22 protein-coding genes are annotated in these 25,249 nt (G+C 64.8%); 7 read left to right on the top strand and 15 right to left on the bottom strand.

Going from position 1 to position 25,249, the window contains the following annotated elements; genetic code table 11:
- Positions 1 to 546 precede the first annotated feature (546 nt).
- Entirely contained in the window at positions 547 to 1,503 is a 957-nt protein-coding gene (locus QX073_RS02775) for an aminoglycoside phosphotransferase family protein (protein WP_316225286.1), read from the bottom strand.
- Positions 1,504 to 1,806: 303 nt separating this feature from the next.
- Between QX073_RS02775 and QX073_RS02770 the strand changes: the two genes are divergently transcribed.
- Positions 1,807 to 2,088 carry a hypothetical protein gene (locus QX073_RS02770; RefSeq protein ID WP_316188419.1) on the top strand — a complete coding sequence of 94 codons (282 nt, stop codon included), beginning with the start codon at positions 1,807 to 1,809 and terminating at the stop codon, positions 2,086 to 2,088.
- 117 nt (positions 2,089 to 2,205) lie between these two features.
- Here QX073_RS02770 and QX073_RS02765 read toward each other — a convergent pair whose 3' ends face one another.
- Positions 2,206 to 3,264: a phosphotransferase family protein gene (locus tag QX073_RS02765; RefSeq protein ID WP_315714587.1), complete on the bottom strand. Its 1,059-nt coding sequence runs from the start codon at positions 3,262 to 3,264 to the stop codon at positions 2,206 to 2,208.
- 279 nt (positions 3,265 to 3,543) lie between these two features.
- On the bottom strand, positions 3,544 to 4,779 hold the full coding sequence (locus QX073_RS02760) for an acyl-CoA dehydrogenase family protein (RefSeq protein WP_315749560.1): 1,236 nt from the start codon (positions 4,777 to 4,779) through the stop codon (positions 3,544 to 3,546).
- 231 nt (positions 4,780 to 5,010) lie between these two features.
- Here QX073_RS02760 and QX073_RS02755 point away from each other — a divergent pair, with 231 nt between their 5' ends.
- Together QX073_RS02755 and QX073_RS02750 are read left to right on the top strand one after the other, a co-directional pair.
- A complete protein-coding gene (locus tag QX073_RS02755; protein ID WP_316225285.1) occupies positions 5,011 to 5,673 on the top strand; it encodes a TetR/AcrR family transcriptional regulator in 663 nt (220 codons plus the stop codon).
- Between the two features lie 51 nt (positions 5,674 to 5,724).
- Entirely contained in the window at positions 5,725 to 5,958 is a 234-nt protein-coding gene (locus tag QX073_RS02750) for a hypothetical protein (RefSeq protein WP_316164535.1), read from the top strand.
- 268 nt (positions 5,959 to 6,226) lie between these two features.
- On the opposite strand, the gene QX073_RS02745 is transcribed toward QX073_RS02750, so the two are convergent.
- A complete protein-coding gene (locus tag QX073_RS02745) occupies positions 6,227 to 7,453 on the bottom strand; it encodes a CaiB/BaiF CoA-transferase family protein (RefSeq protein ID WP_316225284.1) in 1,227 nt (408 codons plus the stop codon).
- Positions 7,454 to 7,799: 346 nt separating this feature from the next.
- On the opposite strand from QX073_RS02745, the gene QX073_RS02740 reads away from it, so the two are divergent.
- A complete protein-coding gene (locus QX073_RS02740) occupies positions 7,800 to 8,366 on the top strand; it encodes a hypothetical protein (RefSeq protein ID WP_316171195.1) in 567 nt (188 codons plus the stop codon).
- A 108-nt stretch (positions 8,367 to 8,474) separates the two neighbouring features.
- On the opposite strand, the gene QX073_RS02735 is transcribed toward QX073_RS02740, so the two are convergent.
- Entirely contained in the window at positions 8,475 to 9,215 is a 741-nt protein-coding gene (locus QX073_RS02735; RefSeq protein ID WP_316185880.1) for an NUDIX hydrolase, read from the bottom strand.
- Positions 9,216 to 9,321: 106 nt separating this feature from the next.
- Here QX073_RS02735 and QX073_RS02730 point away from each other — a divergent pair, with 106 nt between their 5' ends.
- Together QX073_RS02730 and QX073_RS02725 are read left to right on the top strand one after the other, a co-directional pair.
- Positions 9,322 to 10,359: an SPFH domain-containing protein gene (locus QX073_RS02730; RefSeq protein ID WP_316171193.1), complete on the top strand. Its 1,038-nt coding sequence runs from the start codon at positions 9,322 to 9,324 to the stop codon at positions 10,357 to 10,359.
- Entirely contained in the window at positions 10,346 to 11,278 is a 933-nt protein-coding gene (locus QX073_RS02725; RefSeq protein WP_316174007.1) for a sugar kinase, read from the top strand. The genes QX073_RS02730 and QX073_RS02725 overlap by 14 nt, the downstream gene beginning before the upstream one ends.
- A 323-nt stretch (positions 11,279 to 11,601) precedes the next feature.
- On the opposite strand, the gene QX073_RS02720 is transcribed toward QX073_RS02725, so the two are convergent.
- The 4 genes from QX073_RS02720 to QX073_RS02705 all read right to left on the bottom strand — a co-directional run bounded on the left by QX073_RS02720 (position 11,602) and on the right by QX073_RS02705 (position 16,882).
- Positions 11,602 to 13,563, bottom strand: coding sequence for an alpha amylase C-terminal domain-containing protein (locus QX073_RS02720; RefSeq protein WP_316225283.1), 1,962 nt, complete (start codon positions 13,561 to 13,563; stop codon positions 11,602 to 11,604).
- Positions 13,564 to 13,583: 20 nt separating this feature from the next.
- Complete coding sequence (locus QX073_RS02715; RefSeq protein ID WP_315749546.1) at positions 13,584 to 13,955, bottom strand: tRNA-binding protein; 372 nt, start codon at positions 13,953 to 13,955, stop codon at positions 13,584 to 13,586.
- Between the two features lie 502 nt (positions 13,956 to 14,457).
- Positions 14,458 to 15,450, bottom strand: a complete 993-nt coding sequence (locus QX073_RS02710) for an AraC family transcriptional regulator (protein WP_315714598.1) — start codon at positions 15,448 to 15,450, stop codon at positions 14,458 to 14,460.
- Between the two features lie 439 nt (positions 15,451 to 15,889).
- The gene (locus tag QX073_RS02705) at positions 15,890 to 16,882 is read right to left on the bottom strand and encodes an AraC family transcriptional regulator (protein ID WP_315749542.1); all 993 of its coding nucleotides are present in this window, start codon (positions 16,880 to 16,882) and stop codon (positions 15,890 to 15,892) included.
- A 662-nt stretch (positions 16,883 to 17,544) separates the two neighbouring features.
- Here QX073_RS02705 and QX073_RS02700 point away from each other — a divergent pair.
- Positions 17,545 to 17,919 carry a hypothetical protein gene (locus QX073_RS02700; protein WP_316174010.1) on the top strand — a complete coding sequence of 125 codons (375 nt, stop codon included), beginning with the start codon at positions 17,545 to 17,547 and terminating at the stop codon, positions 17,917 to 17,919.
- A gap of 631 nt (positions 17,920 to 18,550) precedes the next feature.
- Here QX073_RS02700 and QX073_RS02695 read toward each other — a convergent pair.
- From QX073_RS02695 to QX073_RS02670, 6 genes are all read right to left on the bottom strand, one after another.
- Positions 18,551 to 19,525, bottom strand: a complete 975-nt coding sequence (locus QX073_RS02695; protein WP_316174012.1) for an oligopeptide/dipeptide ABC transporter ATP-binding protein — start codon at positions 19,523 to 19,525, stop codon at positions 18,551 to 18,553.
- Positions 19,522 to 20,511 (bottom strand): ABC transporter ATP-binding protein, encoded by a 990-nt coding sequence (locus QX073_RS02690; protein ID WP_316174035.1) that lies wholly within the window; start codon positions 20,509 to 20,511, stop codon positions 19,522 to 19,524. The genes QX073_RS02695 and QX073_RS02690 overlap by 4 nt, the downstream gene beginning before the upstream one ends.
- Before the next feature lie 34 nt (positions 20,512 to 20,545).
- Positions 20,546 to 21,463, bottom strand: coding sequence for an ABC transporter permease (locus tag QX073_RS02685; RefSeq protein ID WP_315714603.1), 918 nt, complete (start codon positions 21,461 to 21,463; stop codon positions 20,546 to 20,548).
- Positions 21,460 to 22,401 (bottom strand): ABC transporter permease, encoded by a 942-nt coding sequence (locus tag QX073_RS02680; RefSeq protein ID WP_315714604.1) that lies wholly within the window; start codon positions 22,399 to 22,401, stop codon positions 21,460 to 21,462. Before QX073_RS02680 ends, QX073_RS02685 begins: the two co-directional genes overlap by 4 nt.
- A 15-nt stretch (positions 22,402 to 22,416) precedes the next feature.
- Positions 22,417 to 24,018: an ABC transporter substrate-binding protein gene (locus QX073_RS02675; RefSeq protein ID WP_315827317.1), complete on the bottom strand. Its 1,602-nt coding sequence runs from the start codon at positions 24,016 to 24,018 to the stop codon at positions 22,417 to 22,419.
- Positions 24,019 to 24,246: 228 nt separating this feature from the next.
- On the bottom strand, positions 24,247 to 25,206 hold the full coding sequence (locus QX073_RS02670; protein ID WP_316186809.1) for an N-carbamoyl-D-amino-acid hydrolase: 960 nt from the start codon (positions 25,204 to 25,206) through the stop codon (positions 24,247 to 24,249).
- Between the last annotated feature and the right edge of the window lie 43 nt (positions 25,207 to 25,249).

Here is a 25,249-nt window from a genome sequence, read left to right as displayed (position 1 = left end):
CGCTTATACGCAGTCTGCCTGGTGCGCCGGGCTTTCTGGCCACCATTGCCCGCGCGGCGCGCGAGCGCCGTCGCGACGTAGCACCAGCATCGGGGTGCCAGCACGCTGCGACTTCACGTCCGCGCCATGCCGTTCGTCCGCGCATCCCTCCGGACACGCTGCAACATGATCGCGGCCACCGCTCCCCGCCCCGCGTGTCGTGACGATCGCGCGCAACGCCCCTTCGGTGGGACGGGATGAGCGCATCAGATCACAAATTCCGAAAAAGCGAAAGCAAAATCTTTTAGCCTTCCGGACTGGACGAGACCATCACATTGACCGCGCTCGCGAACTTTCTTCATCGGCGACGATGATTACAGTCATAACCGCAGCCTGCGCGGGGCCGACAACGCCACGCTCGCACATGCCGATTTGCCCGACGGGCAAGCGTTGGCCGAACGGACCTGGATCATGATGCGCTTCCAAGGAAACGCATCATGATCTCATCTCTTTTTGTTTGAGCATGATCCTTTCGGAAAACCGGTTTCCACTTTTCCGGATCATGCTCTAGCCGCTCACAAGGCGGTCGAGGTCCTCGATGAGCGGCGCGAGCTTTTCGGCCGCCCCAAACTGCCGATACCAGCACCACAGCTCCAGCGAGAACAGCAGACGATAGATCGCGAGCGTCGGCTCGATCTTCGTTCGGCTCATCGAACCATAGCCGCCCAGAAACGCCTCGCGCTGCTCCGGCGAGAGATAGTAGATCGCCTTGGCGACATCCTTGAGCGGGTCGCCGGCCAGCGCGCCCTCGAAATCGACCACACCGGTGAGCTCGACCCGGCCCCCGGTGACGCGCGCAAGCACGTTCCCGGGATGAAGATCATTGTGACACAGCACCGGCGCGCCGCAGGAGGCGAACAGATCACTCGCGTCGGCCACCTGGCGCGCGATGCGCGCGGCGAGATCAGCCGGCCCGCCGCGGCTGCGGAATTCGCCCAGTTTGCGTTCGAACTGGGAGGTGAGATAGCTACGATTGTCGGCATGGCCCGACATGATGCCGTCGGCGCCGATGTAGCCAAACGCATCCATCGCAATGTCGTGAAAGGCACGCGACAATCGACCGACCTGCTCGAAAGCCTCACGCCGCTCCGGCGCGGACAGCGCTTGTTCGAGAGGACCGAGCGGATCGCCGTCGAGCCGGCTCATGACCACGTAGTCCAGGCCGATCAGCTCGCGCGAGGCGTCCGCCGCGCGCAGCCGCGGCGCCGGCACCGGCAGGCGGTCCCGGACCAGATCGAGCAGGCGCGCCTCCTTGCGCATCTTCCAGCTCATGCTGTCAGGATAGATCTTCAGCACCAGCGACGGCTGGCCGCCTTGCAGAGCCAGCGCATACACGGCACTGATCTCCCCACCATGCAACAGCGACACCGAAGCGACCCGCGCGTCGATCTCCGCGCGCGCAAGCATCGCATCGGCGGTTGCGGGATCGACCTCGAGATCCGGGCGAATCGAAACCGGCGACATGGCAGCAAAGCTCCGCTCGCGGGACCTTCTTGCGAGATGGCCTGCGACGACCGTTTCCTAACTGCGCGCGCCCGTCGTGGTCAAGCTCCCGGCAGTCAGGTCAATGCGCCGCGCGGACCAACCCGTGTCGATGGAGCGTGGCGGCAAGACCATCGCGTCGCCATGAGCCACGCTCGGGTTCAAGCATGCCCCCCTAATGACCGGCGATTTTTTACGCCCACGTCCTCGAACCCCCTTCTCCGAGCCGCCGTCGAACCTCGCAAGCGGACCATTCCGGCCTCGCCGAAACGAAGGATGGTTAACATGTCGAGACTATCGAAACTCACGCTGCTCACCCTGATGGCCGCCACGGCGGCTGGCTCGCTGGTGACGAACGCAAGCGCCCGTGAATTCCAGTGGCCGGGCTGTGAACTCGTCTCCTGGACAGCCTGCGGCACCGAGGTCCAGGTGCAGCAAGCCATGCGCCGTCAGAGCCGCGACACCTCGCCGATCTACATGAAGCAGACCGATCCGCGCTACAGCGGCGCGATGACCACGGCCGGTGGCGGCGGTGGAGGTGGTGGTGGCGGCGGCGGTGGGCGGTGATTGGCCCTAGCCGGCGCGCGGAATTGGTAGCCCGGATGGGCGGAAACGACATCCGGGTTCATCGCCGCAGCGCGTGTGACCCCGGATGTCGCTTCGCTCATCCGGGGCTACAGGAGACTACACCGCCCCCGCCTTCTGCGCATAGGACCAGGCCTGCTTGGTCATGGGCACCATGCGCTTGACCGACTCGATCGCCTTGTCGTTGGCGGCGGTGCCGTCGCGGATGCGGCCGATGATGCCCTGCAGGATGCCGGCGAGCCGGAACAGATTGTAGGCGAAGTACCAGTTGAGATCGGGCAGCTCGGTGCCGGTGACCCCACGATAGATCTCCGCCGCTTCTTCCATGGTCGGGATGTTCAGCGCTTTCAGGTCGACGCCGTCGAGGCCCGGCATGATCCACTGCATCAGCAAATAGGTGAAGTCCGCCATGGGATCACCAAGCGTCGACAGTTCCCAGTCGAGCACCGCGATGACGCGCGGCTCGGTCGCGTGGAAGATCATGTTGTCGAGCCGGTAGTCGCCATGCACGATCGAGACGCGCTGCTGCGCCGGCAAGGTGCGCGGCAGCCACTCGATCAGCTTCTCCATTTCCGGCAGATGCTCGGTCTCGGAGGCGCGATATTGCTTGGTCCAGCGGTCGACCTGGCGGGCAAAGTAGTTGCCGGGCTTGCCGAAGTCGGCAAGGCCGATCGCCGCCGGATCATAGCTGTGCAGCCTGGCCAAGGTTTCGATCTTGCTGGTGAAGATCGCGCGCCGCTCGGGCGCTGCGACATGCGGCAGGGTCGGATCCCAGAACACCCGGCCCTCCTCCATCGACATGATGTAGAAGGCAGCGCCGATGACGCTGTCGTCGTTGCACAGCGCATAGGCCTTGGCGACCGGAAAGCCCTGCTTGCCGAGTGCGGCGATGACGCGGAATTCGCGATCGACTGCGTGCGCCGACGGCAGCAGCTTGCCGAACGGCTTTCGCCTGAGCACGTAGGAACGCGCCGGCGTGTTCAGACGATAGGTCGGGTTCGACTGGCCGCCCTTGAACTGCAGCACGGTCAGCGGGCCCTGATAGCCTTCGACATGCTCGGCCATCCAGGCCGCGAGCTTGGCCTCGTCGAAACGATGCCGCTCCTCGACCGGCTTGGTGCCGGAGAATTCTTCGTCCTTCTTGACGCCGTCGGCCACGACGAGGCTCCCTTCTCACGTGTTCGTCATTCCGGGGCAGCCCGCAGGCTGAACCCGGAATCTCTATCTTGGCGGACCCATCTCTGGATTCCGGGTTCGACGCTGCGCGTCGCCCCGGAATGACGCAAGTGGTGCGTCACCGCTCGGCATTAGAATTCGTAGGGTGGGCAAAGCGAAGCGTGCCCACCATGTTGCTTTGAACTCGAAAGTGGGTGGGCACGCATCCGCCCCCGCGCTCTGCGCGGCGACGGACGCTTTGCCCACCCTAGAAGTCGACGCTCAATGCCGCGGCTCGTTGGCGTATTTCTTCATCTCGAGCCGGGCAATGGCGCGGTTGTGCACCTCGTCCGGGCCGTCGGCAAGACGGAGCGTGCGGATGTTGGCGTAGTCCTTGGCGAGACCCGCATCATCCGACACGCCGGCGCCGCCGAACGCCTGGATGGCGTCGTCGATGATCTTCAGCGCCATGTTGGGGGCAGCGACCTTGATCATCGCGATCTCGCCCTGGGCGGTCTTGTTGCCGACCTTGTCCATCATGTCGGCCGCCTTGAGGCACAACAGCCGGCACATCTCGATGTTGGTCCGGGCCTCGCCGATGCGCTGCTCCCACACCGAATGCTCGATGATCTTCTTGCCGAAGGCCTGGCGCGTCATCAGCCGGCGCACCATCTTCTCCAGCGACTCCTCGGCCTTGCCGATGGTGCGCATGCAGTGATGGATGCGGCCCGGACCGAGACGGCCCTGCGCGATCTCGAAGCCGCGGCCCTCGCCGAGCAGAATGTTTTCCGCCGGAACGCGGACGTTCTCGAGCAGCACCTGAGCGTGGCCGTGCGGCGCGTCGTCGAAGCCGAACACCGGCAGCATCTTCTCGACCTTGATGCCGGGGGTGTCGAGCGGCACCAGGATCTGCGACTGCTGCTGATGCTTGGCGGCCGACGGATCGGTCTTGCCCATCAGGATCGCAATCTTGCAGCGGGGATCGCCGACGCCCGACGACCACCATTTGCGGCCGTTGATGACGTAATGATCGCCGTCACGCACGATCCGCGTCTCGATGTTGGTGGCATCCGACGAGGCCACGGCCGGCTCCGTCATCAGGAAGGCCGAGCGGATCTCGCCGTCCATCAGCGGGCGCAACCATTTGCGCTTCTGCTCCTTGGTGCCGTAGCGGATGAACACTTCCATGTTGCCGGTGTCGGGCGCCGAGCAGTTGAACACCTCGGACGCCCAGGAGATGCGGCCCATCTCCTCGGACAGCAGCGCATATTCGAGATTGGTGAGGCCGGCGCCGCGGAACTCGTCGTCCTCATGCGGCGACGGCGGCATGAACATGTTCCACAGGCCTTCCGCCTTCGCCTTGGCCTTGAGGTCCTCCAGGATCGGGATCACCTTCCAGCGGTCGCCCTCGGCGTCCTGCTGCTTGTAGATCGGCACCGCCGGGCGGACATGCTTGGTCATGAAGCTGCGCACGCGCTCCAGCCATTCCTGCTGCTTCGCCGACATCGTGAAGTCCATGGGACTCTCCTTGGGTGTTTCCTCTGAAACTTTGGCCGCAGTGTCGGCCCGCCCACGGCGTCCGTGCAAGTGTGATCTTGCGCGACACGACCGCGCGAACCGTCGCTGCAGCGCCGAAATGTCGCCCCACGGAAGAACCGTGATTGACATTGCGGCCGTCTCAAACAATAGTTTCATACAATTGTTTGAAACGCAACTCCCTACCCCGCTTCATCGTTCGGGAGGACGAGCATGGCGACCGACCAGACCCGGACTGCGATCCTGATCGCCGCCGAGCGGCTCTATGCCGAACGCGGCTTCTCCGACGTCACCTTGCGCGACATCGTGGCGGAGGCGAACGTCAATCTCGCCGCGGTGAACTATCATTTCGGCTCCAAGGACGAGCTGATCGCCGAACTGTTCGTGACCCGCTCGATCGCGCTCAACCGCGAGCGCCTGCGCGAATTGCATGAAGCCGAGGATGCGGGCGGCGGTCGCGCCGACATCTCCGACATCCTGCGCGCCCTCGTGGGCCCGATCCTGCGCGGCTGCCTTGGCCCTGAGAACCAACGCTCGGCGGTGGCGCAGTTCATGATCCGCGCCTCGATCGAATCGGTGCCGCCAATTCGCCGCATCAAGACCAAGGAAATCGACCATTTGCGCAAATTCGCCGGCGCAATGCAGCGCGCCCTGCCCGACAGCTCCGAGGTCGATCTGTTCTGGGGCCTGCATTTTGCGCTCGCCATGGCGCATCACACCATCCGCGAGAGCGAGCGCCTCACCAAGCTCTCCGACGGCCGATGCGACCTCGACGATGTCGAGGATGTGATCGCGCGGGTGGTGCGCGGCGCCGTGCTCGGCTTGACCACGCGCGATCAGACGGCAAAGTCGAAGGCCAGGATTGCAGCGCGCTGAGCGCCGATCGCCACAGATGACGTCGCCACCAATGACAATGGAACTCGCCCGATGACGGTCCGTTCGCGATTGATCCTGGCCGCTGCGGCCAGTGCGCTCGCCATGATGATGGCGAGCGAGCCGGCGCTGGCGCGCGGCGCCGCCGCCAGCATCATGAACTCGCCCGGCTATCAGCGCCGCTTGCAGGAATCCCGGCAGCAGCTCGGCGCGCCGCCGCCCTTCGTCGCAGAGCCGCGCTACTACCGGCCCAAGGCGAAGCGGCACCGTCGCCACCACGTCCACTGAGCCGTTGAGTGGGCAGAGCGGCCGCCGCAAGGCGGCCGCGTGCCTGCCCGCAAGCGTCCGCTCATCCGGGCTATGCGCGGAAGCCCGGCTGTCTCCCCGTCATGCGAGCGCAGCGAAGCAATCCAGAGTGGTGGGCGGGACCCTGGATTGCTTCGCTGCGCTCGCAATGACGCAGAGAGGGCGTGGACTCCGATGCGCAGCACGACATGCGGGACGATCGGCGCGTCGCGAGCCCCGCAATGACGGGAGAGAACGGCCGCCGCAGCAGCTACACCACGCCCTGTTGCTTGAGCGCCGCGATCTTCGCTTCATCATAGCCGAGCCCCGACAGCACGTCCTGCGTATGCTCGCCGAGCAGCGGCGGCGCGCGATACTCGGTGATCGGGGTACCGGAGAAGGTCAGCGCGTTGCGGATCAGGGAGAGTTGCGGCTCGAACGGGTGTTCGACCTTCACCTCCATGCCGCGCGAGCGGACATGCGGATCGGCGAACACGTGCGCAAAATCGTTGACCGGCCCGCACGGCACGCCCGCCTTCTCCAGCTCCTCCAGCCAATGCGCCACCGAGTTCTTCAGGAACAGGCCGGCAAAGATCGCCATGATCTCCTTGCCGTTGACGACGCGGTCGTTGTTCCTGACGAATTTCGGGTCGGTCGCCAGTTCTGGCGCCCCTAACACCGCGCAGGTGCGCGCGAACTGCGCGTCATTGCCGACCACCAGCATCAATTCGCCGTCGGTGCAGCGGAACACGCCGGCCGGCATGCCGCCATTGCCCCAGGTGCCGCGGCGCGGCGGCGACTTGCCGTTGATCAGGAAGATCTGGGCATAGTGCGACAGCGAGGCGATCACGGTGTCGAACAGGCAGACGTCGATGTGCTGGCCGCCGCCGCCATTGACGTCGCGGTGATACAGCGCGGAGAGGATGCCGATCGAGGTGTTCATGCCGGTCATGTAGTCGACGATCGAGGGACCGACCTTCATCGGCCCCGCCCCCGGTTCGCCGTCCATGTGGCCGGTCACGCTCATCAGCCCGCCCATGGCCTGGAAGATCGCATCGTAGCCCGCCCGCGGTGCATACGGCCCGGTCTGGCCGAAGCCGGTGACCGAGCAATAGATCACCTCGGGATTGACGGCGCGGATCGCCTCATAGTCCAGGCCATAGCGCTTGAGATCGCCGACCTTGTAGTTCTCCATGAACACGTCGCAGTCCTTGGCGAGCGCGCGGATGATCTCCTGCCCCTCCGGCGAGGCGATGTTGACCGTGACGGACTTCTTGTTGCGGTTGGCGCAGATGTAGAAGGAATTGTTGTTGTTGGCCTTGCCATCGGGGTCCCTGAGGTAGGGCGGACCGAACGCGCGCGCATCGTCGCCGGTGCCGGGCCGCTCGATCTTGATCACCTCGGCGCCGAGATCGGCCAGCATCTGCGCGGACAGCGGTCCGGCCAGCACGCGGGTCAGATCGAGAATCTTGATGCCAGAAAGCGGCAGGGCCGACATGGAGTTCCTCCGGGGGCTTTATTCCTTGTGGCGGACATCCCGAGCGAGAGCCCCGCCTGTCACCCGCGGATACACCATTTCCCGCGCCGGAGCACTGCGCTGGCGGCATGCCGCCTTGCCGCGGACCGTCGCCCGGATGCGCGCAGCGATATCCGGGGTCTCCACCCGCGCTCGTGCCGAACCCGGATGTCGCTGCGCTCATCCGGGCTACGCAGCCATGCTGACTTTCTTGCTTCGTTTTGTGTGCAGCCTGCGGCGGGACACATCCAGAAACACGGAACAAGGAGCTGTTAAGCGTTCCGGTCGCACCTGGGCGCAGGTTTGATGTCGCACCCCGGAGCACGCCATGACGTCGATCTCTGCATCCTCCATGAGCGGATATTCGCCGCTCGACCTGCTCAAGCAGGAACTCACCAAGGAAGTCTCGGCCGGCAAGGTCAGCTCCGCCGACCAGACTGCGCTGTCCTCGGCGCTCGACGACATCGATTCCGCATTGCAGAGCGGCAGCTCGTCGTCATCGTCGAGCTCCAGCGCGCCGCCGTCGCCCAAGGAGATGCAGTCGAAGATCGACGATCTCATCCAGAGCGAGGTCGACAGCGGCAAGCTGACCTCGGACCAGGCGACCGAGCTGAAGAACGTATTTGCCAACGCCTTCTCCGGCGGTCCGGGCGGCGCGGGTGGCGCCGGCGGCCCGCCGCCGGCCCCGCCGAGCGATGACTCCAGCACCGACACCACGTCGAGCACCTCCTCCTCGTCGTCTTCATCGTCCTCGTCCCAGGTCGAGGAGCTGTTGAAGAAGCTGCTCGAGGCGCTGCAGAGCTCGAACAACAGCAAGACCTCATCCTACAGCGCCAGCGGCACGAGTTCGTCGAGCTCGACCAGCAAGTCGCTGGTGGTGGACTTTTCGGCCTGATGCGGCCGTCTCGCCTTGGTAGCCCCGGATGAGCGGAGCGACATCCGGGTTCGCCGCCGCACCTGACGAGAACCCGCATATCGCTGCGCGCATGCGGGCGACGGAGCTTCACTCCGGCGCGTTGAACGTCCGCGCGAAATACACCGGCGCGGCCGCCGCCTTCAGGCGATAGAGCTGCGCCGGCCGGTTTGGCCCCTTGCGCATCTTGGCGATCGGCTCGATGAGGTCGGCCGAGAGCATGCGGGTGCGAAAGGCGCTCTTTTCCAGCGGACGATCGAGCACGATCTCGTAAGTCCGCTGCAGCTCGGGCAGTGTGAACTCCTCCGGCATCAGATAGGCCGGCAGCGAGGTGTACTCGACCTTGTTGCGCAGCCGCTGCACGGCGGCCTGCAGGATCTCGGCATGATCGAACGCGAGATTCGGCTTCACGCTCATGCCCACGAGCGGAAACCATTGCGCATCGGCCGCGAGCGCGGCCTCCGCCGCTGACGCCGGGATCAGCGCAAAATACGCGTGCGTCGCCGACCAGCCGCGCGGATCACGGTGCGCACTGCCCCAGCTGCCGAGCTGCTCCAGATAGGTGCTGATCACGCCGGTCTTCTCGGCAAGCTTGCGCCGCGCGCAGGCTTCGAGATCGCGATCCTTGTCGACATCGACGAAGCCGCCCGGGAGCGCAAACGCGTCCGGGAACGGCTCTCCCTCGCCGTGGCCGCGCCGCACCAGCAGCACGTGCAGCGCCTCCAGCCGGATCGCGAAGATGACGATGTCCACCGTGGTCAGCGGCCGCGGAAAATCCAGTCCGCCCGCCCTCGCAGCCGCTCCGCCGCCCTGCCCCTGCCGTGCTGCCATACCGTCCGCCCCCGAATTTGTCCCTTGACACTAGCATACTTAGTTGTACTGTCCAACTTACTAAGTTGGTGTGACACACTTATCCATTGAACGTCAGGAGGCCGCCATGTTCGGCTTACGCTTCATCAAGGCCCAACCCACCACCTATCTCCTCAAGTACCGCGCCGGCAGCGTGGTCGAGGAGGGTGCCGGGCTCTCCACCTTCTATTACGGGCCCGCCACTTCCCTGGTCGCGATCCCCATCGGCAGCCGCGACGCCGCCTTCATCTTCCAGCAGATCGCCCGCGACTTTCAGACGCTGACGATCCAGGGCCAGGTGACCTACCGCATCGGCGAGCCGAGGAAGGCGGCGGCGATGCTCAACTTCACGCTCAAGCGCGACGGCAAGACCTACGAGTCTGATGACCCGGAGGAGCTGCCGCAGCGCGTGCTCGGCGCGGTCGAGGTGCTGGCGCAGCAGGCCGTCAAGGACATGACCCTGAAGGAAGCGCTGCGCGCCTCCGACCGCATCGCCGAGACGATTGCGGCCGGACTGAAGCGGCGCGCCGACATCGAGGCGCTGGGCCTGGAGATCCTCGGCGTCGCCGTGCGCGCGGTGAAGCCGACGCCGGAGACCGCCAAGGCGCTGGAGGCCGAGGCGCGCGAGGCGATCCTGAGGACCGCGGACGAAGCCATCTTCGCGCGGCGCAATTTCGCCGTCGAGCGCGAGCGGGCGATCCGCGAGAGCGAGCTCGACACGGAGATCGCGGTCGAGCAGAAGAAGCGCTCGATCCGCGAGACGCAGATGGATGCGGAGGCCAGCGTCGCCGCGAAGAAGAACGAGCTGCGCGAGGCCGGCATGGTCGCCGATATCGGGCTGGAGGCCAAGCGGAAGGATTTCGTGTCGCTGAATGCGGCGAACACCCGCACTTTGGCGGATGCCGAAGCCTATCGCGTCGGCGCGCTGATGAAGATCTTCGAGGGCGTCGACACCCGCGTGATCCAGGCGCTCGCCGCCACCGGCATGCAACCCGGCCAGTTGATCGCGCAGGCGTTCTCGGGCCTCGCCGAAAAGGCCGAGAAGATCGGGCAGCTGAACGTCTCGCCGGAGCTCCTGAACAGCCTGATGCAGAAGCCCGCGGAGGCCGCCCGTGTCCGGCAATGACCGCAAGGTGGTGCTGGTTGTCAGGAGAACGCGGCTCGAGGAGCTGATCACCAGATTCCTCACCGCGGACCAGGCCCGCTTCTATGTCGAGCATCTCGGCGCCGACTTCTCCGACTACGAACGCGAGCACGCGGCCTACCAGGCCGCGCGCTTGACCAGCGTCCAGACGCTGGAGCGCTGGGGCCGCTACCAGATCGTCGACCGCGGCTTCCTGCCGAACTTCATCTTCGGCCCCGCCGACATCGTCGCGGCGCTCGGCCCCGACGGGCTCGTCGCCAACACCATGAAATATCTCGACGGCCAGCCGCTGCTCGGCCTGAACCCGGACGCGGCCCGGCATGACGGCGTGCTGCTGCCGTTCGCGCCGGCCGATCTCGCGAACCTGCTGCCGGAGGTTGCTGCCGACCGGCGCGCGGCCAAGACGGTGACCATGGCGCGCGCGAGCCTCGCCGACGGCCAGGTGCTCCATGCGGTCAACGACCTCTTCATCGGCGCGCGCACGCATGTCTCGGCCCGCTACGAGATCGCGACCCGCGAGCATCAGGAGCGGCAGTCCTCCAGCGGCCTGATCGTCGCGACCGGACTCGGCTCGACTGCGTGGTTCAAGAGCATCGTCACCGGCGCGCTGGCGATCGCCGGCAACTTCGGCAGCCCCACGACGGGCGGCGACTACACCGCCCTGCCCTGGGACGCCCGGAGCTTGCGCTTTGCCGTGCGCGAGCCGTTCCCGAGCAAGACGTCACAGACATCCCTGGTCTGCGGAGGGCTGAACGGCGCCGAAACACTGCGCCTGCGCTCGCTGATGCCCGAGAACGGCGTCATTTTCTCCGACGGCATCGAGGCCGACCATCTGGATTTCAATGCGGGGACCGAGGCGGTGATCGGGATCGCGGAGCGCCAGGGCCGGCTGATCGTGTAGTCCCATTCAGCAGGTCGATCTGCTCATGGCACGCCCCGCTCTCACCACGTCATTGCGAGCGCAGCGAAGCAATCCAGAGTCCCTCCGCAGAGAAAGTCTGGATTGCTTCGCTGCGCTCGCAATGACGGAGGAAAGACCAAGCGTTCATCTTCCACAGGTCGTCGCTGCGGGCGCGCTGCCGTAGGGTGGGCAAAGCGGCCGCCGAAGGCGGCGGCGTGCCCACCTTCCATCCGCGAACGCATCAGCAAAGATGGTGGGCACGGCGCCATGACGATCTCGATCGTGGACAGAGTGCGGATGCGCCTTGGCCCACCCTACGGCCGTCACGCCCGCGCAAACACCAGTACGCCATTCGCGGGGATCGTCACCATCGCCGAGCACGGCTGGCCGTGCAGCGGCGGGCCGCCTGCGCTGACCGCGCCATTGTTGCCGACCACATCCGGATTGACCCAGTTGTCATAGACGTCGCTGTTGAATACCTCCTTCCACTGCCCCGCTGCCGGAAAGCCGATCGCGTAGTCGCGCCATGGCGTCTCGCTGAGGCTGACGATCACCATCACGTCGTCGCCCTGGCCGTCCCAGCGGTGGAAGGCGAGCACGCGGTTGCCGTCATGGACGTGGACGATGGCGCATCCCTCCGCGGTCAGCGCCGGATGGGTGCGGCGGATCGCGATCAGCTCGCGCGTGAAGCGCATCGCATCAGCGGTGATCTTGTCCTCGCCGTCGAGCAGCGCCCATTGGATGGTCGTGTCCAGGCTCGGCGTGTCGCTCCACGGCCGGTCCTCGAACAGCTCCTGGCCCATGAACAGCATCGGGACGCCGGGCGCGGTCAGCAGCAGGCTGGTGGCGACGCGGCTGCGGCTGCGCGCGTACCAGCAACGGCTGTCGACGGGATCGGCGAGACGCGAGATGCGCGGCTCGCGGCCGGCATAGACGATGTCGTGGTTCTCGATCGAGTTGACGGCGCGCCAGCGCTGGCCCAGGCCGAGATCGGCGATGGCAGTGGCGATCGGCTGCATCGCAACCTGAGCCCCTGCCCCACCTGCCGCGCTGGCGATCGCGCCGCGCACGGCGAGCCGCAGGCCGTCGCTCCAGGTCGCATCGAAGCCCGCGCCGCCCGTGGCGATGTCCTTCACCACCCACGGATTGACCGGCCAGAATTCGGCAATCTGGATCGCATCCGGCTTCTCCGCGCGCAGCGCCTCGGTGAGCTGCTGGCAGGTCGCCCAGCCGCCGAAGCGGTCCATCACGCTGACCTCGTCGAAACGCAGGCCGTCGGCGTGATACTCGCGATAGAACATCACGGCGTTGTCGACGAGATACCGCCGCACGTCGGCGTTCCAGTAGGCGAACACCTGGCCGCCCGCCCAGCCCTGATCGGTGAAATACAGGCTGCGATTGGGATCGCCATAGGCCTGACGGTCGAAGAACCAGATGCTGCTCTCGTCAAAACCGCCGCCGGCGTGGTTGTAGACGACGTCGAACAGCATGGCGACGCCATGGACATGGCAGACGTCGATCAGCGCGCGGAGCTGGTCGTCACAGTGACGCACCACGCCGATATCGGCGTAAGGTGTCGCGCCGGCTGCGACGAGGATCTCGTTGGTGCGTTTGAAGTAGGCCGCGAGATGCGCGTCTTCTGCCTCCCCGTACTCGCTCTCCGGGCTGAACAGGTCGGTGCCGTTGTAACCCATGCTGAACATGGTCGGGAATTCCTGCACCGGCAACAGCTCGATCGCGTTGACGCCGAGCTTCGCCAGATGCGGCACGCGCTCGATCACGTCGAAGAAGCAGCCGTCGGGATTGCCCGCCTTCATGTCGAAGGTGCCGACATGGAGCTGATAGATCACGAGCTCGTTGTTGGGCGGCGGCGTGTAGTCGGTGTCGTGCCAGGGAAAGGCGTGCGGATTGCGCAGCACCGAATGCGCCTGCGGAAACGGCGGATCAACCGTGAGCAGCCGTGCATGCGGATCGCGCTTGTAGCCGGAGCTGCCTTCACCCTCGACGAAGTACATATAGGCGTCGCCGTCCTTCAGAGACGGCACGAAGATCGCCCAATGGCCGTTGCCGATCGGCGCCAGCCGGCAGCTCGCGTCCTGCGCCCAGTCGTTGAACGGGCCGGAGACGTAGACCGCCTTGGCATGCGGCGCGAACACGCGGAAGGTGGCGCCGCCGGTCACCAGGGTGCCGCCCATGGGAGCCTGGAGAAGATGCATCTGCCTGAGCGAGATCCTGAGGCCTTCGGGGAACGGCGGCAGCGTAACAGGTTCGAGCAGCATATCCATGGCGGTCGGCTCTCCGCGCGTCAGAACAGCCGCGCGCCGTTCGGCACGCGCTTGTCGGGCTGGAACAGCACGACGTTGCCCTGTTCATCGGGAAAGCCGAGCGTCAGCACCTCGGACATGAACTTGCCGATCTGGCGCGGCGGGAAGTTGACGACGCCGGCCACCTGGCGGCCGACCAGGGTGGCCGGATCGTAGAGCGTGGCGATCTGGGCGCTGGAGCGCCTGGTGCCGATGCCGGGCCCGAAATCGATGGTCAGCTTCAGCGACGGTTTGCGCGCCTCCGGATAGGGCTCGGCCGCGACGATGGTGCCGATGCGGATGTCGACGGCCAGGAACTGGTCGAAGCTGATCCCTGCTGCCGCCGGCGCTGTGGGATCATGGGCAAGATGCATGGCGGCCTCATCGAATGCGCGACCGCGCGGGAAGGCTAGCGGTGCCGACGCGGTCTGGGTCGGAATCTTTAATCGCCATAAGGGCTCCTGACAATGCACGCGCCCGGCGACGGCACGGCATATGGACGATTGGCTGTATTGGTGTGGCAGGCCGGTCGCAGCCTGCGAAGCCTTCAATCGCAGGCCAGGCAAGCGGGGGTGCAGCTGCCCCCATCGCCGAGCGGGAGGTGCGTGAATCGCCATGGCATGTCGCTAGCGGCGAATGGTCGCGTGCACGCCTTGACCCGCCCTGCAGCATGTCCGCCGCCGAGCGCATGACTATGACACGTCGCCCGTAATGTCGCAGTTCGGTCGCTTTGCCTCCAGACCCAGCACGGTGGCCCAGCCTGGCTGCGAATACTGGACATCATCAGCAAGCTTCGCCGGGCACAACCTGCCCACCGCGCGTTGCTGGCCCCGGCGCTCTTTGGAATGGTCCTGCCCGGCGCCTCTGTCAGGCGAGCTAGGCGGCTCGCCGCCCGCGCGACAGAGTGTCGGATGGAAGCTCACCGAACATCTCGCGATAGTCTCTTGCGAAGTGTCCGAGATTTCCGAAGCCGCAATTGAAGGCGACTGCAGAGACGGAGGTGCGCTGATCTGCCCCCGAGAGCATCTGTTTTGCCTGTCGCAATCGCACCGTTTTTGCAAACGTCGTCGGAGAGTATCCGCGGCTTTTTTTAAACGCCGCATACAGCGCGCGGATGCTGACGCCTGTCTGCGATGCCAGCTCCTCGATCGTGATGGCGCGCCCACAAGAGGCCTCGATATACTCTTCGGTCAGCCGAACGATCCGCGGCGCGACGTCCTTTTCGTCTCTCTCCAACAGCTCGCTGAAATTGTGGCGGTGAGCCGACAGGAAGGAAACGATGAGAGCCTGCTCCAGTTCGGCCAGCACCGCGCGTGGCAGCTCTGTAGCCGTCGCATCCAGCTGATGAGCGAGGAACATCGTCAGATCGCGCAAAACCAGAGCGTTCGGCTGCACCGCAGCCGCCATGGGATCAAACCTGAGGACGCCAGCCGGCTTTGCGCCCAGGAGCGTCGTCAACGACCTTTCCAGCGCCCCCGTACTTATTCGAAGAATGAGCTGCGCATAACCTGGCTCGAACACAATCCTGATCGGTTCACCCGGCGGAATTATACAGGCCTGCCGCTCAGTTATCGCGATCGCCGTGCGATTTAGAACGGTCAAAGCTCTGCCTTTGAGGCCAATTTGCAGGCGCGCGAAGTCGCCCTCCGGGAACTTGACGACCGACGTTCCCCCGTCATATGAACAAAAGCCAAGGCCGATATTCGCAAGCCGAAGGTAGTTGCCCACCCCCAGGAAGCCATCTGGCTTGGTGACTGTGAAGCCAGTTGCCCCGTAGACGGTACGCAACGCGTGCTCCATCGCCTCCGGATCGTCTGTACGAATGACGGGAGCGCGGCTCAGCAGGCTTACGGATTGATCTAGGTTCATCGGAAGATGGTACCTCGGTTTGACCGAACTGATACTCCGGGAAAACACCGGTCAGCGGCGAGGTGTCGCAGTTCCATCTTCTTCATCGACGCGCTTCAATTTCCTTCCAGATTACTACTTGGCCTCATCTCATGAGGTCTGCGCTGGACGACGCGGCAACCCTCCCGCCTACCCCCGAGAGAATATCCGCCATGAAGTTGAAGCTCGCTACGCGTATCCAGCAGCGACGTGAGGTGAACGTGACCCGAACAAGTTGAAAAGCGCGGCGCTTTCTACGAGACGAGAATATTCGAAAGACCTGACCCGCTTCTTGGCGCCTCGCCGCAGTCGGACGGCGTCATCATGATGGGCTCTCAGCTTGAGTTGGCGACCCGCGCTTTGCTTCGCCGCTGCCCCAGCGCTATTGGGACTGGCCTGACCGACGCTTCTGTAAGGCGAGCTAGGCGGCTCGTCGCGAGCGCAACAGAGTTTCGGATGGAAGCTCACCGAACATCTCGCGATAGTCTCTTGCGAAGTGTCCGAGATTTCCGAAGCCGCAATCGTAGGCGACTGCAGAGACGGAGGTGCGCTGATCTGCCCCCGAGAGCATCTGCTTTGCCCGTCGCAATCGCACCGTTTTCGCAAACGCCATCGGCGAGTATCCGCGGCTCTTCTTGAACGCAGTATAGAGCGCGCGGATGCTGACGCCTGTCTGCGAAGCCAGCGCCTCGATCGTGATGGCGCGGTCCCAAGAGGCCTCGATATACTCCTCGGCCAGCCGGACGATCCGCGGCACGACATCCTTTTCGGCTCTCTCCAACAGCTCGCTGAAATTGTGGCGGTGAGCCGACAGGAAGGAAACGATGAGAGCCTGCTCCAGTTCGGCCAGCACCGCGCGCGGCAGCTCTGTCGCCGTCGCATCCAGCTGATGAGCGAGGAACATCGCCAGATCGCGCAAGACCAGAGCGTTCGGCTGCACCGCAGCCGCTATGGGATCAAACTTGAGGACACCGGCTGGCTTTGCACCGAGCAGCGTCGTCAATGTCTGCTCCAACGCCCTCGCGCTTATTCGAAGAATGAGCTGCTCATAACCTGGCTCGAACACAATCCTGTTGGGTTCGCCAGGCGCAACTATGCAGGACTGCCGCTCGGTTATCGCGATCGCCGTGCGATTCAGAACGGTCAAAGCGCTGCCTTTGAGGCCAATTTGCAGGCGCGCGTAGTCGCTTTCCGGGAACTTGACGACCGCCCTCGCCCCGCCATAGGCACAAAAGCCAAGGCCGATATTCGCAAGCTGAAGGTAGTTGCCCACCCCCTGGAAGCCATCTGCCTTGGTGACTGCGAAGCCAGTTGCCCCGTAGACCGTACGCAACGCGTGCTCCATCGCCTCCGGATCGTCCGTACGAATGACGGGAGCCCGGCTCAATAGGCTCACGGATCGGTCCAAGTTCATCGGTCTGTCCTCGCTCACGGCTCGCTTGAATACTGAAGAGTACGTCCTCCGGACTGATCCAAGTCAACTCCGAGAAACTCCCGTCACGCGGGAGGCGGCTAGGCGCCGCAGCTCGATCATGTTCCCGACTTCTCACATGTTAACTTGAGCAGGTAACTGGCTAGTGTTGCGGCTAATTCTGAGCAACGTTTGCAGAGTTTGGACTTGAGAATAACTTCAAAATCGCCGCGCGACGCGCTTCAATCTCGTTGAGATGAGCAGGCAGCAGGTTCTGTAGAGTGCGACCGTAAGAGAGGAGATGAACGTGGCGGCACGGGAACCGGCATCCCGGCGAAGTGGAACTCATGAGTTCCGTGCTGGACGAGGCGGTGATCCCCTGCCCAAGGCCGGGCAAAACTCCACCACGAAATCAAGACTCGCTAAGCGCATCCTCGCAGCGACAGACAGGGTTGAACGTGACCGAGCGAGCCGAGACCCGCGGCATTTTTGGGAGAGGATAATGTTCGGAACACCAACACACCTAACCGGCGACGCTCGGCGCTTGAGATTCTCGATCTTGCGAAGCAGGTCACCGAAGCGATGAACTTATGCCCTTGTCACAACGCGAACCTGGCAACGTCCACACGCCTGTCGATATGAGGCGAGATGAAGTGAGTCCAATCATGCTTATCAAGACGGTCACGTTGCATTCTCTTAGTTATCTTGTAGGCATTACCAGTTCAGTGGCGGTGCACCAGGTCATCCCCTCGCCGGGCACAGCGAGCGTCTTCCAGTCTGGCACGGCTGCAATAGGTCATCAGCAGGTCGCCAATCGCTCGACCAAGAGCGATAAGTTGCCAATCAGGCAGGCAAAGCGTCAACTCAACGTGCCAAGTTTCAATTTCGGAACCAACTGTAAACCGCCGATTGATGTCCGTGGGCGCTGCTTTGCAGACGCCGGAGGGACCCGCAAGGTCGCGCTGTCCGCTCGCGGCCCCCTTCGCGGCATACCGATTGCTTTGAACCAAATTGGTCCTGATGCGACAGATCTCGTGTAGTGGTGGTGCAGGCAAAATGACCGATATTCGAGGCGGCGACCTGTCCAATCATTCAGTATTGAAATCGCTAAGCAGAATCCGCACAGCAAAGCTACACCTCGATCGGCCGACGTCGCACCAATCGACAGAGGCCGCCCTGCTGTCGCAGATCGCGCTCTGCGACGTTCTATTGGACGAAATTCAATCGGTCGCTTGCAGTCTGAAGCGGGCGAGAGCCGTGCCCAGTGAGCCGACGTCTGGTCGCAACCGGGCGCGGCTGCGGTACCATTCCTCAAGACATGATCTGCAGCGACGACGCGCGGCGCAGCGATGCCGCGTGCCGTCGAAGTTTCTTTCGGTCGCCACCTAGCCCGGACGAGCGCAGCGACATCCGGGTTCGCCGACACGGCACGCAAGACCGCTGGCGCCGACGCGCGTCCCGCGCGCCGGCTGTCGCTCATGCGGGCTATGCGCTGCACCCATATCCGCGCGAGAAACGCACCATCTCTCCTCCCTCATTGCGAGCTGCGCTCGCAATGAGGATTGGCGCGGCAGTCTCGTGCGTCAAGCTGTCATTCGCACCGGGCGCAGTGGGCAGGTCGCTTCGCGGCTTTCGCCGCGTAGCGCCTTTGCCCACCCTACGCTACTACAACTACGCATTCTCCAGATGGCACGCCACCCACTGGTCCTCGCCCTTCAGACGCAGCTCGGGCGCCTCCATTCGGCAGCGGTCGAATGCGAGAGGGCAGCGGGTGTTGAAGCGGCAGCCCTTGGGCGGGTTGACGGGGCTGGGAACGTCGCCCTTGAGAATGATCGGGGTGCGCTCGGCGCCGGGTTCGGGAATTGGGACGGCTGAGAGAAGCGCCCTGGTGTAGGGATGGCCGGGGGACGCAAAGATCTGCCGTCTGGGGGCGAGCTCGACGATGCGGCCGAGATACATCACGGCGACGCGGTGCGTCATGTGCTCGACGATGGCGAGGTCGTGGCTGATGAACAGCAGCGCGAGGCCGAATTCGCGCTGCAGGTCCTGCAGGAGGTTGACGATCTGCGCCTTGACGGAGACGTCGAGCGCGGAGACCGCCTCGTCGCAGACGATCAGGTCGGGCTTGGCGGCGAGCGCCCGCGCAATGCCGATGCGCTGGCGCTGGCCGCCGGAGAATTCGTGCGGGCGGCGGTTCACGGCGTCGCGCGGCAGCCGGACGATCTCCATCAGCTCGGCAATGCGCTCATCGCGCTCGGCCGCAGTCTTGGCGAGGCCGAAATTGTTGATCGGCTCGGCCAGGATGTCGCGGATCCGCATCCGCGGGTTGAGGCTGGAGAACGGGTCCTGGAACACGACCTGCACGCGGCGGCGCATGTCGCGCAGGCTGCCCGGGCCGAGATCGTCGATCCGCGTGCCGTCGAGCACGATCTGGCCGGCCGTGATGTCGAACAGGCGCAGGATGGCGCGGCCGACGGTGGACTTGCCGCAGCCGGATTCGCCGACCAGCGACAACGTCTCGCCGCGCGCGATCTCGAACGACACGCCGTCGACGGCGTGCACCCGGCTCTTGGCTCGCCCAAACAGGCCGCTGCGGATCGGGAAATGCTTCTTGAGGTCGTTGACCTGGAGCAGCGGCATGGTCATGCGGCGGCCTGCTCCTTGGCAGCGAAATGGCAGGCGGCGATGTGATGCTTGGCCTTCTGCTCCAGCCCCGGCGCGTATTGGCGGCAGACATCGGTCGCGAGCGCGCAGCGGCCGGCGAACACGCAGCCCTCGATGCGCTGCTTGAGGTCCGGCACCTGGCCGGGAATTTCGGCGAGACGCCTGGTCTCGCCGGACAGCGACGAGCCGAGCTTGGGCAGCGCGCCGAGCAGGCCCTGCGTATAGGGATGGCGCGGCGAGCGGAACAGCTCCTTCACCGGCGCTTCCTCGACCTTGCGGCCGGCATACATCACCATCACGCGCTCGGCGACCTCGGCCACGACGCCGAGATCGTGGGTAATCAGGATGATCGCGGCGCCGACGCGCTGCTTCAGCTCCAGCATCAGCTTGAGGATCTGCGCCTGGATGGTGACGTCGAGCGCGGTGGTCGGCTCGTCCGCGATCAGGAGCTTCGGGTTGCAGGCCAGCGCCATCGCGATCATCACGCGCTGGCGCATGCCGCCAGAGAGCTGATGCGGATATTCGCGCACGCGGCGTGCCGGCTCAGGGATGCCGACCAGCGTCAGCATCTCCACCGCGCGCGCCTCGGCCTGCGCCTGGTCGAGCCCCTGATGCAGCCGCAGGGTCTCGCCGATCTGGCGGCCGACCGTCAGCACCGGGTTGAGGCTCGTCATCGGCTCCTGGAAGATCATCGAGATGTCGTTGCCGCGGAGCTGACGCATCTCGCGGTCGGAGAGCTTAAGAATGTCCCTGCCCTCGAGCTTGATCGAGCCCGCGATCTTGCCCGGCGGCTCCGGGATCAGCCGCATCATCGACATTGACGTCACCGACTTGCCGCAGCCGGATTCGCCGACAATGGCGAGCGTCTCGCCGGGGTTGACGTGGAAGGAGACGCCATCGACGGCACGGTTGATGCCGGTCGGCGTGCGGAAATGAACCTGGAGGTTCTCGACCTCGAGCAGCGGCATCATTTGAGCTCCCGGCGACCTCTGACTGCGCTGCTCATGGGCTCTTCGCCATCCGCGGGTCGAGCGCGTCGCGGAGGCCGTCGCCGACAAGGTTGACGGCGAGCACGGTCACCGAGAGGAACGCGGCGGGGAAGAACACGATGAAGGGCTTGACCTGCCACAGCGCGCGGCCTTCGGCCATGATGTTGCCCCAGGACGGGATGGTCGGCGGCGTGCCGGCGCCGATGAAGGACAGGATCGCCTCGGTGATCATCGCGCTGGCGCAGATGTAGGTCGCCTGCACCAGCATCGGCGCCATGGTGTTGGGCAGGATGTGGCGCAGGATCACCATCGGCGTGCGCGTGCCCGAGGCGACCGCGCCATCGACATAGGGCTGCTCTCGCAAGCTCAGGACGACACCGCGCACCAGCCGCGCGACGCGCGGGATCTCGGCAATGGTGATGGCGAGGATGACGTTGCCGACGCTGCCGCGCGTCAGCGCCATCAGCGCCACCGCGAGCAGGATCGGCGGTATCGACATCAGCCCGTCCATGCAGCGCATCAGGACGCCATCGGCCCAGCGCAGGAAGCCGGCGACGAGACCAATGGTAAGGCCGATCAGGGAGGCGCCGAGCGCCACCGCGAGGCCGACCGTCAGCGAGACGCGGGTGCCATAGAGCACGCGGGAATAGATGTCGCGGCCGAGCGCATCGGTGCCGAACCAGAAATCCGCCGACGGCAGCCGCGTGCGCTTGGCCGGCGCGATCGCGGTGGGATCGACGGTAAAGAGGAATGGCGCGAACACGCCGATGATGACGAGCAGCAGCAGGAGCGCGCCGCCGATCGCAACCGTCGGATGGTTGCGCAGGAAGCCGATGGCGCCGCGCCGGATCTTCGGCGCGACCATCAGGTCGGGCAGAACAGGCGCGAGGACGAGGCCTGGCGGCGGCGATATGGAGGTCGTGGCGGTCAATAGCGGATCCTCGGGTCGACCAGGGTGTAGGTGACGTCGATCAGGAGATTGACGAGCACGTAGACGAAGCTGAACAAGAGCACGATGCCCTGGATGACCGGATAGTCACGGCGCAGGATGGCATCGATGGTGAGCCGGCCAAGGCCCGGAATGGCGAACACGCTCTCGGTGACGACGGCGCCGCCGATCAGGAGCGCGATGCCGATACCGACGACGGTGACGATCGGCACCGCGGCATTCTTCAGCGCATGAATGAACAGGATGCCGCCCTGCCCCAGGCCCTTGGCGCGCGCGGTGCGGATGTAATCCTGCTGCAGCACCTCGAGCATCGCGGCGCGGGTGATGCGCGCGATCAGCGCGATGTAGACGCAGCCGAGCGCGACCGCCGGCAGGATCAGGTTCTGCAGCCACGGCCAGAACCCTTGGGCCAGCGGCGTGTAGCCCTGCACCGGAAGCCAATCGAACTTCAGCGCGAAGACGTAGGCCAGGATGTAGCCGACCACGAACACCGGGACCGAGAACCCGAACACGGCGAAGGCCATGATGATCCGATCGATCCAGGTGCCCGCCTTCCAGGCCGCGATGACACCGAGCGGCACGGCGATGATGATCGTGAGGACCAGGGTGACCATCATCAGCGACAGCGTCGGCTCGATACGCTGGGCAATCAATGCCGACACCGGCAGGTTGGTGAAGATCGAGGTGCCCAGATCGAAGTGCAGCAGGCGCCAAACCCAGCTACCGAACTGGACCAGGAATGGCTGGTCCAGTCCGAGATTGGCTCTGATACGCTCGACGTCGGCCGGGCTCGCCTGGTCGCCTGCGATCACAACGGCCGGATCACCCGGCGCGATGTAGAGCAGGCTGAAGACGAACAGCGCGACGATCGCCATCACCGGCAGCGTCGACAGGACTCGGCGGAGCGCATAGGTGAGCATGGGAGGTCTTTCGCCCTATGCGGTCTTCGACACGCCCCAGAACAAGGGGATCGGCCCCTTGGTCACGCCCGAGACGTTCTTGCGCCAAGCGGTATAGCCGAGGAAGAACCCGGTGGGTGCGAACACCACGTCGTCGATGGCCGCCTTGTTGATGCGGCCGGCGACCGCCTTCTCCTCGTCGAGCGACTTGGCGTTGAACCAGTTGGTGATCTCCTTCTCCACCGGCTCGCTGGTCGGCCAGCCGAACCAAGCCTTGTCACCATTGGCCCGCAGCGCGGTGTAGGCGGCCGGGTTGATGCAGTCGGCACCTGCGTGCCAGGTGTGGAACATGTGCCAGCCGCCTTGCGAAGGCGGCGTCTTCTGCGCGCGGCGGGCGCCGACGGTGCCCCAATCGGTGGCGACGAAGTCGACGGTCATGCCGAGCTTCTTGAGGAGATCGGCGGTAACGTCGCCGAATGCCTTGGTGATCGGCTGGTCCTGCGCGACGACGCAGGTGATCGGCTCACCCTTATAGCCGGCCTCCTCAAGCAGCTTCTTGGCCGCCGCGAAATCGCGTTTGCCTTTGAGGATGTCGCCGCCCGCCTCGGTATAGAGCGGCGTGTCCGGCGTGAAGAAACCGGGCAGCGGCTTCCACAGCGCGTTGTCGTCGCCGACCAGCGCGCGCATATAATCTTCCTGGCTCATCGCCATGAGGATCGCCTGGCGCGCCTTCACGTTGTTGAACGGCGCATGCAGGTGGTTCATCCGGAACGAGCCGACATTGCCGAGGGGATCGCCGATGTCGACGCCGATGTTCTTGTTGCCCTTCAGCACCGGCACGAGATCGGTGATCGGGTTCTCCCACCAGTCGACCTCACCGTTCTGCAGCGCGGCAGCCGCGGTCGCAGGATCCGGCATGATCACCCATTCGACGCGATCGACCAGCACCTGCTTGCCGCCGGCGAGCCACACCGGCTTCTCCTGGCGCGGCACGTAGTCGGTGAACTTCTCGAACACGGCCTTGGCGCCCGGCACCCACTCGCCCTTGACGAATTTGAACGGGCCAGAGCCGACATATTCCGACATCTGCTTGAACGGGTCGGTCTGCGCAATGCGCTCGGGCATGATGAAGGCGCAGGGCGCATTGCCCTTGCCGAGCGCGAACAGCATCTTCGGATAGGGCTGCTTCAACACCCATTTGAAGGTCTTGTCGTCGACGGCCGTCAGTTCGTTCTGCAGCGCCTTCAGCATCAGGCCCATCGGATCGCGCGCCGACCAGCGCGTGAGGCTGGCGACGACGTCCTTGGCGAGCACCGGCTCGCCGTCATGGAATTTCAGTCCCGGGCGCAGCTTGAAGGTCCAGGTCAGGCCGTCGTCGGACACCTGCTCGGATTCCACCATCTGGCGCTGCGGCACGAACTGGTCGTCGATGCCGTACAGCGTGTCCCACACCATCGCGGCCGCGTTGCGCACGACATATTGCGTGCCCCAGATCGGATCGAAATTGGCGAGATTGGCCTGTGGCACAAAACGCAAGGTGCGTGCGGCAGCGCCTTGTGCGATCGCCGGCGCCGCAATCCCCGTCAGCGCCAGACCACCCGCGCCCGCCAATCCCTTCAATACCGTCCTGCGATCCATGTTCTCTCCTGATGCAACATGCCAAGTTCAATTGCCGAAATTGTAAGCAAGGCCCATGCCATACGCGTGAAGTGCATTCATTTGAACGCAAATGAGGCACGGGGCGCAAGCATTTGCGTAGCCCGGGCGCGCGCAGCGACCCCGGGTTCTCCGGCACAGTTCATGCGAACCCGCATGTTGCTTTCGCTCATGCGGGCTACGGAAAGTGCCGTGCAGCAACATCGTGCGTCACGCCTGCTTTGTGACGGGCGAGCCGTCGGCCATCAGCGTCTCGCCCTTGCGCTCGACGATCATGCCGTAAGCCTGCGGCTGGCGATGGACGTCGAAGTTGAACACCGTCTGCTTGTAGGATCTGCACAAATCGAGGTCACAGCGCGCCAGCGCGATCTCATCGCCCTTGGTGGCACAGGCCGCGACGATCTCGCCGGAGGGTGCGATGATGCAGCTGCCGGCGATGTGGTCGATGCCCTCCTCGATGCCCCCCTTGGCGACGCCGATGACCCAGGTGCCGTTCTGATAGGCACCGGACTGCATCACGAGGCGGTTGTGAAACAGCGAGAGATCATCATGCTCCGGCGCGGGCGGATTGTGCACCGGCGTGTTGTAGCCGATCAGCACCATCTCGACGCCCTGCAGCCCCATCACGCGATAGGTCTCCGGCCAGCGGCGGTCGTTGCAGATCGCCATGCCGATGACGCCACCGAAGGCGCTCGCGACGCCGAAGCGCTTGCCGGGCTCGAAATAGCGCTTTTCCAGGTGCTGGAACTTGCGCCACGGCTCGTGCTCGGCATGTCCCGGCAGATGCACCTTGCGGTATTTCGAGACGATCGCGCCGGTCTTGTCGACGAGAATGGCGGTATTGTAGCGGTGCACGATGCCGCCCTCGAGCGCCAGCTCGGCATAGCCCAGGCAGAAGCCGATGCGCAGCTCCTTCGCGAGCGCGAACAAGGCCTGCGTTTCCGGCCCCGGCATCTCGCGCTCGAAATAGAGGTCGATCTCGGCCTGATCGGCCATGTACCAGCGCGGGAAGAACGTCGTCAGCGCGAGCTCGGGATAAACGATCAGGTCGCAGCCATTGGCGTGCGCCTGCCGCATCAACGCCATCAGTCGCGCAACCACCGCGGTCCGTGTTTCGCTCTTGGCAATCGGGCCGAGCTGACCAATGGCGACGTTGACGAAGCGCGGCATGTTTCCGTTCCTTATTTCGGAACTAAGTGGTCGTTCCGTGGCG

Origin of the sequence: Bradyrhizobium sp. SZCCHNS3052 (assembly GCF_032484495.1) — a bacterium.
Classification (GTDB): domain Bacteria; phylum Pseudomonadota; class Alphaproteobacteria; order Rhizobiales; family Xanthobacteraceae; genus Bradyrhizobium.
This window is presented reverse-complemented; position numbering and strand designations above follow the sequence as displayed.

Excerpts from the sequence above, each read along its gene's own strand:
- QX073_RS02710 (WP_315714598.1), bottom strand. The coding sequence starts at position 15,450 with ATGAACCTAGATCAATCCGTAAGCCTGCTGAGCCGCGCTCCCGTCATT.
- QX073_RS02775 (WP_316225286.1), bottom strand. The coding sequence starts at position 1,503 with ATGTCGCCGGTTTCGATTCGCCCGGATCTCGAGGTCGATCCCGCAACC.
- QX073_RS02695 (WP_316174012.1), bottom strand. The coding sequence starts at position 19,525 with ATGACCATGCCGCTGCTCCAGGTCAACGACCTCAAGAAGCATTTCCCG.
- QX073_RS02715 (WP_315749546.1), bottom strand. The coding sequence starts at position 13,955 with ATGCATCTTGCCCATGATCCCACAGCGCCGGCGGCAGCAGGGATCAGC.
- QX073_RS02690 (WP_316174035.1), bottom strand. The coding sequence starts at position 20,511 with ATGCCGCTGCTCGAGGTCGAGAACCTCCAGGTTCATTTCCGCACGCCG.
- QX073_RS02680 (WP_315714604.1), bottom strand. The coding sequence starts at position 22,401 with ATGCTCACCTATGCGCTCCGCCGAGTCCTGTCGACGCTGCCGGTGATG.
- QX073_RS02755 (WP_316225285.1), top strand. The coding sequence starts at position 5,011 with ATGGCGACCGACCAGACCCGGACTGCGATCCTGATCGCCGCCGAGCGG.
- QX073_RS02770 (WP_316188419.1), top strand. The coding sequence starts at position 1,807 with ATGTCGAGACTATCGAAACTCACGCTGCTCACCCTGATGGCCGCCACG.
- QX073_RS02745 (WP_316225284.1), bottom strand. The coding sequence starts at position 7,453 with ATGTCGGCCCTGCCGCTTTCTGGCATCAAGATTCTCGATCTGACCCGC.
- QX073_RS02705 (WP_315749542.1), bottom strand. The coding sequence starts at position 16,882 with ATGAACTTGGACCGATCCGTGAGCCTATTGAGCCGGGCTCCCGTCATT.
- QX073_RS02670 (WP_316186809.1), bottom strand. The coding sequence starts at position 25,206 with ATGCCGCGCTTCGTCAACGTCGCCATTGGTCAGCTCGGCCCGATTGCC.
- QX073_RS02730 (WP_316171193.1), top strand. The coding sequence starts at position 9,322 with ATGTTCGGCTTACGCTTCATCAAGGCCCAACCCACCACCTATCTCCTC.
- QX073_RS02700 (WP_316174010.1), top strand. The coding sequence starts at position 17,545 with ATGCTTATCAAGACGGTCACGTTGCATTCTCTTAGTTATCTTGTAGGC.
- QX073_RS02735 (WP_316185880.1), bottom strand. The coding sequence starts at position 9,215 with ATGGCAGCACGGCAGGGGCAGGGCGGCGGAGCGGCTGCGAGGGCGGGC.
- QX073_RS02720 (WP_316225283.1), bottom strand. The coding sequence starts at position 13,563 with ATGGATATGCTGCTCGAACCTGTTACGCTGCCGCCGTTCCCCGAAGGC.
- QX073_RS02750 (WP_316164535.1), top strand. The coding sequence starts at position 5,725 with ATGACGGTCCGTTCGCGATTGATCCTGGCCGCTGCGGCCAGTGCGCTC.
- QX073_RS02760 (WP_315749560.1), bottom strand. The coding sequence starts at position 4,779 with ATGGACTTCACGATGTCGGCGAAGCAGCAGGAATGGCTGGAGCGCGTG.
- QX073_RS02740 (WP_316171195.1), top strand. The coding sequence starts at position 7,800 with ATGACGTCGATCTCTGCATCCTCCATGAGCGGATATTCGCCGCTCGAC.
- QX073_RS02675 (WP_315827317.1), bottom strand. The coding sequence starts at position 24,018 with ATGGATCGCAGGACGGTATTGAAGGGATTGGCGGGCGCGGGTGGTCTG.